This window comes from Paraflavitalea soli (assembly GCF_003555545.1).
Classification (GTDB): domain Bacteria; phylum Bacteroidota; class Bacteroidia; order Chitinophagales; family Chitinophagaceae; genus Paraflavitalea; species Paraflavitalea soli.
In genome coordinates this window covers 4,328,034-4,340,131 of the sequence record NZ_CP032157.1, presented here as the reverse complement: position 1 = coordinate 4,340,131, position 12,098 = coordinate 4,328,034, and the positions used below count along the sequence as shown (strand labels likewise).

The following is a 12,098-nucleotide window of genomic DNA, read 5'->3' as shown; positions in this document are numbered from 1 at the left end:
TCGTTCGGCAAGGTGACCGGAGCCGGTATTGTAGCCCCCAATCTGTCCGGCGGTACTTTTGGAACAAATTTTGTGAAATGTTGAGGTTTTCATTACCTTTGCCGTCCATTTTTCACAATGCTAATTAGCTGGGGTACGTTATTACATGGCCAAATTTACATAACTACTTCATTTTGAATGCACAGAGAACTTCATTGTTCTCCTGTGATTTTTTTGTGTATAGACGATTTTTGATGATTTTGGAACGTTCGAACAACTAAAAAACCGGTTTTAATCAATATGTCTTCAACAAAATTGCAAAGCAGGATCAACTTCGGTAAGATTAAAAATTTATCAGAAGCTCCTGACCTACTCGAAGTACAGATTCAATCTTTCAAAGAATTTTTCCAGTTAGAGACCACTCCGGACAAGCGTAACATCGAAGGGTTATTTAAGGTGTTTAAGGAGAATTTTCCTATCACCGATACGCGTAACATCTTCGTGCTGGAGTTCCTGGATTATTTTATTGATCCGCCCCGTTACACCATCGAAGAGTGTATGGAGCGTGGATTGACCTACGCTGTACCGCTGAAAGCGAAACTGCGTTTGAGCTGTAATGACGAGGAGCACGTTGATTTCCAAACAATTGTGCAGGATGTATTCTTAGGAAACATTCCTTACATGACTCCCCGTGGTACTTTCGTGATCAACGGTGCTGAGCGTGTGGTGGTATCGCAGCTGCACCGTTCGCCCGGTGTATTCTTCGGTCAATCCATTCACCCGAACGGTACGAAGATCTACTCTGCCCGGGTAATTCCTTTCAAAGGAGCCTGGATGGAGTTTGCTACGGATATCAATAACGTGATGTATGCCTACATCGACCGCAAGAAGAAATTCCCGGTAACAACCCTGTTGCGTTCTATCGGTTATGAGACTGATAAGGACATCCTGGAACTCTTCGGAATGGCCGACGAGGTAAGCGGTGATACCAAATCCTTACAAAAGTACCTGGGCAAACGCCTGGCTGCCCGCGTTCTGAGAACATGGGTAGAAGACTTTGTAGATGAGGATACCGGTGAAGTAGTATCCATTGAGCGTAATGAGGTGGTGCTGGAGCGTGATACGGTGCTGGATGAAGAAGCCATCGACATGATCGCTGACATGGATGTGAAGAGTGTATTCGTACAAAAAGAAGATGTGGGTGGTGATTTTGCGATCATCTACAACACATTGAACAAAGATACTTCCAACAGTGAGCTGGAAGCGGTGCAACATATCTACCGCCAGTTGCGCGGCGCTGATGCTCCTGATGATGAGACCGCCCGTGGTATCATCGATAAATTGTTCTTCAGTGACAAGCGTTATGATCTGGGAGAAGTTGGTCGTTACAAGATCAACCGCAAACTGAATCTGAACCAGCCACTGGAGCAAAAAACACTGACCAAGGAAGATATCATCGAGATCATCAAATACCTGGTACGCCTTACCAATGGTAAAGCGGAAATTGATGATATTGATCACCTGAGCAATCGTCGTGTACGTACGGTGGGTGAGCAGTTGTATGCTCAGTTCGGTGTTGGTTTGGCCCGTATGGCCCGTACCATCCGTGAGCGTATGAACGTACGTGACAATGAGGTGTTTACTCCGGTTGACCTGATCAATGCCAGAACACTGTCTTCCGTAATCAACTCTTTCTTTGGTACTTCTCAATTGTCCCAGTTCCTGGATCAGACCAACCCGCTGAGTGAGATCACGCACAAACGTCGTATCTCCGCGCTCGGGCCAGGTGGTTTGAGCCGTGAGCGTGCGGGCTTTGAGGTTCGTGACGTACACTATAGCCACTACGGCCGTTTGTGTACGATCGAAACACCGGAAGGTCCAAACATCGGTTTGATCTCTACACTTTGTGTACACGCGAAGATCAATGAAATGGGCTTTATCGAAACACCCTACCACAAAGTGGACAGTGGTAAAGTAGATCAGAAAAAGCTGACATTCCTTAGTGCAGAAGAAGAAGATAATGCCAAGATCGCCCAGGCGAGTGCGCCTTTGGATGAGAAAGGCAACTTCGTAGAAGATAAAATTGCTTCCCGTCAAACAGGTGACTTCCCGATCCTGGAGAAAGCGGAAGTGGAATTCATGGACGTAGCGCCCAACCAGATCGTTGGATTGAGTGCTTCGCTGATTCCGTTCCTGGAGCATGATGATGCCAACCGTGCGTTGATGGGATCAAACATGCAACGTCAGGCTGTACCGCTGATCCGTCCTGAGAACCCGATCGTGGGTACAGGTCTGGAAGGCAAAGCTGCCCGTGATGCAAGGGTTCAGATCCTGTCTGAAGGCGAAGGTGTGGTGGAGTATGTTGACGGTAGTGAAATTCATGTTCGTTATGACCGTACTGAAGGCGACCGTCTGGTAAGCTTTGAGGACGATCTGCGAATCTATAAACTGACCAAGTTCATTAAAACGAACCAGGAAACCTGTATCAACCATAAGCCGGCTGTTAAGAAAGGCCAGCGTATGAAGAAAGGCGACTTCCTTACAGAAGGATACGCTGTACAGGCTGGTGAACTGGCGCTGGGTCGTAACCTGCGTGTGGCATTCATGCCATGGAAGGGTTACAACTTTGAGGATGCCATCGTAATCAATGAAAAGGTTGCCCGCGAGGACTTGTTTACTTCTATCCATATTTCTGAATATGAACTGGAAGTACGCGATACGAAGCTGGGTGAAGAAGAACTGACACCAGATATCCCCAACGTTTCTGAAGAGGCTACGAAAGACCTCGATGAAAATGGTATCATCCGCCTGGGTGCTGCTATCAAGGAAGGTGATATCCTGATCGGTAAGATCACTCCTAAAGGTGAAAGTGATCCTACTCCTGAAGAGAAGCTGTTAAGGGCGATCTTCGGTGATAAGGCAGGTGATGCCAAGGATGCTTCTCTGAAAGCACCGAATGGTGTGGAAGGTGTGGTGATCGGTAAGAAATTGTTCCAACGCGCCAAGAAAGATAAGAACGCGAAGATCCGTGAGAAGGCAGCCCTGGAGAAACTGGAGAAGGTACATGAGAAGAATGTAGAAGAGCTGAAGGATTTGTTGCTGAATAAGCTGCAAACATTGCTGAAGGACAAACCTTCTGCCGGTGTAAACAACAACTTTGGTGAAGTACAGATCGGCAAGGGCGCCAAATTCAATCCGAAGAACCTGTCTTCTATTGATTACCAAAACGTAAATCCGCTGGGTTGGACTGGTGATGCAGCGATCGATGACAACATCAACATCCTGCTGCACAACTACAACATCAAGTACAACGAAGAACTGGGTCGTTATAAGAGAGAGAAGTTCAACATCTCTATCGGTGATGAGCTGCCAGCCGGTGTATTGAAACTGGCTAAAGTATACCTCGCTGTTAAGCGTAAGCTGAAAGTGGGTGATAAGATGGCCGGTCGTCACGGTAATAAAGGTATCGTTGCGAAGATCGTTCGTGCGGAAGACATGCCGTTCCTTTCTGATGGTGAGCCGGTGGATATTGTACTGAACCCGCTTGGTGTACCTTCCCGTATGAACCTTGGACAGATCTATGAGACTGTACTCGGATGGGCTGGTCAGAAACTGGGTGTGAAGTTTGCTACGCCGATCTTTGATGGTGCTACTGTAGAAGAGATCGCTCAGCATATCGATAAAGCAAACCTGCCAAGCTTTGGTCATACTTATTTGTATGACGGTGAAACAGGGGAGCGTTTCCACCAACGTGCTACGGTGGGTGTGATCTACATGATCAAACTGCACCACATGGTGGATGATAAGATGCACGCACGTTCTATCGGACCATACAGCTTGATCACACAACAACCGTTGGGTGGTAAGGCGCAGTTCGGTGGTCAGCGTTTCGGTGAAATGGAAGTGTGGGCATTGGAAGCCTATGGTGCCTCCAACATCCTGCAGGAGCTGCTCACCATTAAATCTGATGACATCATCGGTCGTGCGAAGACTTATGAAGCCATCGTGAAGGGTGATAACATTCCAAGAGCCGGTATACCTGAGTCATTCAACGTATTGGTGCATGAGTTGAGAGGTTTAGGACTTGACCTGAAGTTTGAATAATGCAAGCTGTGAGCTGCCAGCTACGAGCTGCGAGCTCTTTTGACAGGAACAAAAAACAAAAACTTAGCATAGGGCTCGTTGCTCATCGCTCGAAGCTCGTAGCTAAAAAGAAAATTAAATATGGCTATTAAGAAAGATAATCGTCCCAGGGCCACCTTTTCGAAGATCACGATCGGTTTGGCTTCACCGGATTCTATTTTGGAGCGTAGCTATGGTGAGGTATTGAAGCCTGAGACAATTAACTATCGTACGTACAAACCAGAGCGTGACGGTTTGTTCTGCGAGCGTATTTTCGGACCTGTAAAGGATTATGAGTGTGCCTGCGGAAAATACAAACGTATCCGTTATAAGGGTATTGTGTGTGACCGTTGCGGTGTAGAAGTTACTGAAAAGAAAGTTCGTCGTGAGCGTATGGGCCACATCAAGCTGGTGGTGCCTGTAGTTCATATCTGGTATTTCAAGAGCTTACCTAACAAGATCGGTTATCTGTTGGGTGTAAGTTCGAAGAAGCTGGAAACCATTGTTTATTATGAAAGGTTTGTAGTGATCCAGGCTGGTATCCGTGAAGACCGCGGATTAAAGATGGGTGATCTGCTTACTGAAGAAGAATATTTAGAGATTCTGGAAAATCTTCCTAAGGAGAATCAATACCTGCCTGATGAAGATCCCCAGAAGTTCATTGCCAAAATGGGTGCTGAAGCGGTACATGATATGCTGCAACGTATTGAGCTGGATAGCTTATCCTTCTCCCTGCGTAATGCTGCTGCTACCGAAACTTCACAACAACGTAAGGCGGATGCGCTGAAGCGTTTGAGTGTGGTAGAAGCATTCCGTGAGGCCAACAGCCGCATCACCAACCGCCCTGAGTGGATGGTAATGCAGTACATTCCTGTCATTCCTCCTGAATTACGTCCGTTGGTTCCCCTGGATGGTGGTCGTTTTGCGTCTTCTGACCTGAATGACCTTTATCGCCGGGTGATCATCCGTAATAACCGTTTGAAAAGGTTGTTGGAGATCAAGGCACCTGAGGTGATCCTGCGTAACGAAAAACGTATGTTGCAGGAAGCGGTTGACTCCCTGTTTGACAATAGCCGTAAATCCAATGCCGTAAAAGCAGAAGGTGGACGTGCACTGAAGTCACTGAGTGACGTGTTGAAAGGTAAACAAGGTCGTTTCCGTCAAAACCTGTTGGGTAAACGTGTTGACTACTCCGGTCGTTCGGTAATCGTGGTAGGTCCTGAGCTGAAACTGCATGAGTGCGGTTTGCCCAAGGATATGGCTGCTGAGCTGTTCAAGCCGTTTATCATCCGTAAGTTGATTGAAAGGGGTATCGTAAAAACAGTTAAATCTGCCCGTAAACTGGTAGACCGTAAGGAAGCTGTGGTCTGGGATATCCTGGAAAATATATTGAAAGGTCACCCTGTGATGCTTAACCGGGCCCCTACGCTGCACCGGTTGTCTATCCAGGCTTTCCAACCGAAACTGATCGAAGGTAAGGCGATCCAGTTGCACCCGCTGGTGTGTGCTGCGTTCAACGCCGACTTTGACGGTGACCAGATGGCGGTACACGTTCCTCTCAGCAATGCTGCTGTATTGGAAGCGCAGTTACTGATGCTGTCTTCACACAACATCCTCAACCCGCAGAATGGTGCTCCGATGACCCTGCCTTCACAGGACATGGTACTCGGTCTGTACTATATTTCCAAAGGAAAGAGGACGATGGGTGATGAGATCGTTCGCGGAGAAGGAAAAGCATTTTACAGTGCTGAAGAGGTGATCATCGCTTATAATGAAGCCCGTGTTGACCTGCATGCCTTTATCAAGGTGAAGGTAATGGTTCGTGAAAACGACGGCAGACTGGTTAAGAAACTCATCGAAACTACCGTAGGTCGCATCCTGTTCAACCAATTTGTACCTAAGGAAGTAGGTTATATCAATGCACTGCTGACGAAGAAGAGCTTACGGGAGATCATTGGTGATATCATCAAGATCACCAACGTTCCTAAAACAGCTAAGTTCCTTGATGATATCAAGTTGCTTGGTTTCCGTACAGCCTTCCAGGGTGGTCTGTCATTCAACATCAATGACCTGATCATTCCTTCTATCAAAGAAGAAGTGCTTGAGAATGCGAAAGGTGAAGTAGACGAAGTTTGGGATAACTATAATATGGGTCTTATCACGAATAACGAGCGTTATAACCAGATCGTTGACATCTGGTCTCGCGTGGATACCCGTATTACTGAAACACTTATCCGTGAGATGAGCAGCCATAAACAAGGGTTCAACTCTGTGTACATGATGCTTGACTCCGGTGCCCGTGGTTCCAAACAGCAGATCAAACAGCTTTGTGGTATCAGAGGTCTGATGGCGAAGCCAAGGAAGTCTGGTTCTACCGGAAGTGAGATCATCGAAAACCCGATCCTTTCCAACTTCAAGGGTGGTCTGAACGTATTGGATTACTTTATCTCTACGCACGGTGCGCGTAAAGGTCTTGCGGATACGGCCCTTAAAACTGCGGATGCCGGTTACCTTACCCGTCGTCTGGTGGATGTGGCGCAGGATGTAGTTATTACTGAAGAAGATTGTGGTACACTGCGTGGTATTGCCATCAGTGCACTGAAAGATAATGAAGAGATCGTTGAGCCGCTGTATGACCGTATCATTGGCCGTACTTCACTGCACAATGTATACAGTCCTGAAGCCGATAAGCTGATCGTGAGCGCCGGCGAAGTGATCACTGAAGATATTGGTAAGGAAATTGAAGAGGCCAATATTGAAGCCGTTGAGATCCGTTCGGTACTGACCTGCGAAAGCAAGCGTGGTGTGTGTGTGAAATGTTATGGTAAGAACCTTGCTACGGGTAATATTACACAGAAGGGTGATGCAGTAGGTATCATTGCTGCGCAGTCGATCGGTGAGCCTGGTACGCAGTTGACACTTCGTACCTTCCACGTGGGTGGTGTGGCTGGTTCTGCTTCTGTAGAATCATCATTGGTTGCCAAGTTTGATGGTACTGTACAATTCGATGGTTTGCGTACGGTAACTACTGAAAATAATGAAGGAGATAAAGTTCAGATCGTAATTGGCCGTACAGGTGAGTTGCGTATCATGGATGTGAAGAATGACCGTCTGTTGATCACGAACAACGTACCTTATGGTGCTACACTGTTTGTGAAAGATGGTCAGAATGTGAAGAAAGGTGACATCATCTGTACATGGGATCCGTTCAACAACGTTGTAATGGCTGAAATTGCGGGTCAGATCAAGTTTGAGAATGTAATTGAAGGTATTACTTACCGTGAAGAGGCTGATGAGCAAACTGGTCACCGTGAAAAGGTGGTTATTGAAACGAAGGATAAGAACAAGATCCCGACGTTGATCGTAGAAGGTAAGGAAGTGAAATTGTATAACCTGCCGGTAGGTTCACACATCATAGTAGATCAGGCGGAAGATGTTCGCGCAGGACAGGTACTGGTGAAGATCCCCCGTACGTTGCGTATGCAGCGGGATATCACGGGAGGTCTGCCACGTGTAACTGAACTGTTTGAAGCACGTAACCCGGGCAACCCTGCTATTGTATGTGAAATTGATGGTGTGGTATCGTTTGGCGCTATCAAACGTGGTAACCGCGAGATCGTGGTAGAAGCGAAAGATGGTGTAGTGAAGAAATACCTGGTGCCTTTGACACGTCAGATCCTGGTACAGGATGGTGACTTTATCAAGGCTGGTGCTTCTCTGTCTGACGGACAGGTTGCTCCTGGTGATATCCTTTCAATTAAAGGTCCGTTCGCTGTACAGGAGTACGTGGTGAATGAGATCCAGGAAGTTTATCGTCTACAAGGTGTGAAGATCAATGATAAGCACATTGAGGTGATCGTACGCCAGATGATGAAGAAGGTTGAGATTGTTGATCCGGGCGATACGCGCTTCCTGGAGGAAGATCTGGAAGATCGCTTTGACTTCAATGAAGAGAATGACTGGATCTTCGATAAGAAAGTGGTAACTGATCCGGGCGAAAGCTCCAAGCTGCGTGCTGGTCAGATCGCCAGCCTCCGTGAGATCCGTGAAGAAAATTCATTGCTGCGTCGTTCTGATAAGAAACCGGTGGACTTCCGTGATGCGAATCCGGCCACTTCTCACCCGGTTCTGTTGGGTATTACGAAAGCCTCTCTGGGTACACAAAGCTGGATCTCAGCAGCTTCGTTCCAGGAAACAACAAAGGTGTTGTCTTCTGCAGCCATCCAGGGTAAGAGCGATGACATGCTCGGTCTGAAAGAGAATGTTATCACAGGTCATCCGATCCCGGCTGGTACCGGCTTGCGTGACTTTGAGAACATGGTTGTAGGTAGCAAGGAAGAGTATGAATTGCTGCAAACTACGCGTGAGGCTATGAGCTTTGATGATGATGAATAATAATCGCGGATCATTGGATTGATCTGATTTCGCTGATCAGGTCGATAAGAAATAGACTAAAGCAGGAAGTGAAGACTTCCTGCTTTTTTATTTGCATACGGGATACAGGAGTGGTAGAAAAATGTGCATACCATGCATACATAGTTGCAAATTATGCTATGGTGCAAAAGAAATTTATGTATATCTTGTTGACCTATTGAACTAATACAGGAGTGTTAAAAGTTTTAACAATTTTCTTTTAACGCAAGACTTTATCTTGCAAAAAAGGCGTGAATGAGAAATATCTCTACTATTTTAAGCATCATTGCACTGGCGCTTACCGGTGTGCTTTTCTATCTTCATTTTTCCTCTAAAGGAGCATCTAAAAATGTACCAGTGGCTGCTGATAAAGACGGGCACCACGATTTCAAGATCGCTTATTTTGACATCGACTCTCTGCAATCGAGTTATACCTTTTATAAAGACGCATTGGAAGAGATGAAGGGTAAAGAGAGTGCTGCGAATGCAGAATTGCAGGATATTAAAGCCAAATTCCAGCGCAGGATCCAGCAATTACAGGAAAAAGGTCCTACTATGTCACAAGCTGAGGGCGAAGCTGCGCAGAAGGAAGTAGCCAAGATGGAGCAGGACTATCGTAAGAGAGAAGCACAACTGCAGGACAATCTGCAGAACCAGCAGATGGACATGACGAAACTGATGCGTAAACAAATTGAGGACTACCTTTCTGAGTTTAATAAACAAAAGGGGTATGCCTATATCTTCTCTTATGAGCCCGGGTTTATTATGTATTATAAAGACTCCTTGTATGATGTAACGGGCGAGCTGGTTCAGGGTCTGAATGAGAAGTACAAGAGCAAGAAGAAGAAGTAGGGACTAACTGATTACACTTCGTTAAAATAGGTAAACGCAGCTACGCAATAGCTGCGTTTTTTTGTAGCTTGTATATGTCTGATTTCCTTATCTTCAGGATTACAATATTTTAAACACTTGACCCTTATTTGACTGCTATGGCTGAAACACAACCTGCTTTTAAACCCTCACTGAGTTTAGTAGACGCTACCATGGTGGTGGCGGGCTCGATGATCGGCTCCGGTATCTTTATCGTTAGTTCTGACATTATGCGTTATACGGGTAGTGCGGGCTGGCTGATCCTGGTATGGCTTATTACCGGTTTTATGACTATTACTGCTGCAGTGACCTATGGGGAGTTGAGTGGCATGTTTCCCAAAGCGGGTGGCCAATATGTATACCTTAAAGAAGCATTCAATCCGCTGGCGGGGTTCCTGTATGGCTGGAGTTTCTTTGCGGTTATTCAAACAGCTACGATTGCTGCCGTGGCAGTGGCGTTCAGCCGTTTTACGGCCTACCTGGTGCCAGAACTGGGGGAAAGTAATATTATCCTTACACTTGGGAGCTTAAAAATATCAGCTGCGCAGTTGCTGGGGATAGCGCTGATCATATTTTTAACTTATACGAATACAAAGGGTATCAAAGGAGGGAAGATCATTCAAACCACTTTTACTACTGTAAAGCTACTTTCCTTATTTGGCCTGATCATATTGGGCTTCCTACTGGCCAAGCACAGCTTCTGGGATGAGAACTGGCAAACAGGATTGAAGGCGATGCAGCTACCAAGAGATGAGGCAGGCAATTTTATAAAAGAAGGGCCCTGGTTCTCTATCGGGGGGACCGCGTTGATCGGGGCGATCGCTGCAGCTATGGTAGGTTCAATCTTCAGTAGTGATTCCTGGAACAATGTGACCTTCATTGCCGGTGAGATCAAAAACCCCAAGAAGAATATCGGTTTAAGTCTGTTCCTGGGAACGCTGATCGTGACGATCATCTATGTTACTGCTAACCTGATGTACCTGTATGTACTTCCTTTAAAAGATATTGCTTATCCTGAGGGCAACCGGGTGGCGGTGGCTGCTTCCAATGCGCTGTTTGGCAGCAACGGATCGATCGTTATTGCAGTAATGATCATGATCTCCACTTTTGGCTGTAATAATGGTCTTATCCTGGCAGGGGCCCGCGTATATTATACGATGGCCAATGACGGGTTGTTCTTTAAGAAAACCGGAACGCTCAATAAAAATGCGGTTCCTGAATTTGCTTTATGGCTGCAATGTATTGTAGCTTCTATATTGTGTCTGAGCGGCAGCTATGGGGACCTGCTGGACATGATCTCTTTTGTAGTGGTATTGTTCTATGCGCTCACGATTATCGGTATTGCGGTATTGCGGAAAAAAAGACCAGATATTGAGCGTCCTTATAAGGCATTTGGCTATCCGGTGCTGCCGGCTATTTACATTCTGCTGGCACTTACTTTCTGTGTATTCCTTATCATCATGAAGCCGGTTTACGCAGGTGCGGGGCTGGGTATTGTGCTGGTGGGGATACCGTTGTACTATATTGCTGTATCCAGCAAAAAGAAGGGGGCTTAGTCCCGGGAATCCACCGGGAGGGGTAAGGGTTACCGATTTTATCAATAATTCGATACCTTGCAACAGCTCAGCAGAGCGCTATTTTTAAAAAGAAAGTTGCAGTATGGGTGTCATTGATTTTGATAAGTTATTTGCTCAGTTCAATGGTATTAAGGTAGGGGTTATTGGAGACGTGATGCTGGATACGTATTGGTGGGGGCATGTGGACCGTATTTCTCCTGAAGCGCCGGTGCCGGTAGTAGCGCTGGATAAAAGGGAGTTTCGCATTGGCGGGGCGGGGAATGTGGCATTGAACCTGGTATCGCTGGGCGCGCAGGTGACGGCTTTGTCGGTAACGGGAAAGGATGAGGATGGCCAGTTGTTGAAAGGATTGTTTAAGGAATTCAATATCAATACTGATTACCTGATACAATCTCCTGCCCGTATCACCACCAACAAAGTGCGTATCATTAGCCGGAACCAGCAAATGATGCGGCTTGATTCAGAAACTACGAAAGATCTAACGGCTGAGGTAGAGCAGGCTTTGCTGCAGCAAGTAGAGCAATACATTGTTACCGAAAAGCCCCAGGCGATCGTGCTGGAGGACTACAATAAAGGAGTGTTGACAGAAAGGGTGATCAAAGCAGTGATCGCTCTTTGTAAGCAACACGGGGTGATCACTACGGTGGATCCCAAACGCAAGAACTTCTTTGCGTATGCTGGGGTGGATATCTTCAAGCCCAATATGAAAGAGGTAAAGGATGGCCTGAACCTGTTGCTGGACGATGTAAACATGGCTTCCTTAACGGAGATCCACCAGCAATTGCAGGAGAAACTCCAACATCATATTTCCTTCATTACGCTATCGGAAAAGGGTGTATTTTATCATAATCACGAAACTTCCCGGATCATTCCCTCGCATTTACGCAATATTGCGGATGTATCGGGGGCAGGGGATACGGTTATTGCCGTAGCCTCGCTGATCTACACGGCTACCAAAAGCATTGACCTGATGGCAGAGGTAGCCAATATTGCCGGCGGCCTGGTGTGCGAAGAGGTAGGCACAGTAGCTATCAATAAGGAGAAGCTGCTGGAGGAATGTAAGTTGCTCCTGGGATAAAAGGCAACGTGGCAACAAGGCATTAAGGCAACGAGAAAAGACCTTACAGATAGTTTCTT

At 46.5% G+C, this 12,098-nt stretch carries 5 protein-coding genes; all 5 read left to right on the top strand.

Annotated features, from left to right (window positions below; translation table 11 throughout):
* Positions 1-279 precede the first annotated feature (279 nt).
* The 5 genes from rpoB (at position 280) to D3H65_RS16080 (ending at position 12,039) form a co-directional block, all read left to right on the top strand.
* Positions 280-4,083, top strand: a complete 3,804-nt coding sequence (gene rpoB, locus D3H65_RS16100; RefSeq protein WP_119051294.1) for a DNA-directed RNA polymerase subunit beta — start codon at positions 280-282, stop codon at positions 4,081-4,083.
* A gap of 120 nt (positions 4,084-4,203) precedes the next feature.
* The gene (gene rpoC, locus D3H65_RS16095; RefSeq protein WP_119051293.1) at positions 4,204-8,496 is read left to right on the top strand and encodes a DNA-directed RNA polymerase subunit beta'; all 4,293 of its coding nucleotides are present in this window, start codon (positions 4,204-4,206) and stop codon (positions 8,494-8,496) included.
* Between the two features lie 273 nt (positions 8,497-8,769).
* On the top strand, positions 8,770-9,366 hold the full coding sequence (locus tag D3H65_RS16090) for an OmpH family outer membrane protein (protein ID WP_119051292.1): 597 nt from the start codon (positions 8,770-8,772) through the stop codon (positions 9,364-9,366).
* Between the two features lie 137 nt (positions 9,367-9,503).
* The gene (locus D3H65_RS16085) at positions 9,504-10,940 is read left to right on the top strand and encodes an APC family permease (protein WP_119051291.1); all 1,437 of its coding nucleotides are present in this window, start codon (positions 9,504-9,506) and stop codon (positions 10,938-10,940) included.
* 103 nt (positions 10,941-11,043) lie between these two features.
* A complete protein-coding gene (locus D3H65_RS16080; protein ID WP_119051290.1) occupies positions 11,044-12,039 on the top strand; it encodes a bifunctional heptose 7-phosphate kinase/heptose 1-phosphate adenyltransferase in 996 nt (331 codons plus the stop codon).
* Positions 12,040-12,098 lie beyond the last annotated feature (59 nt).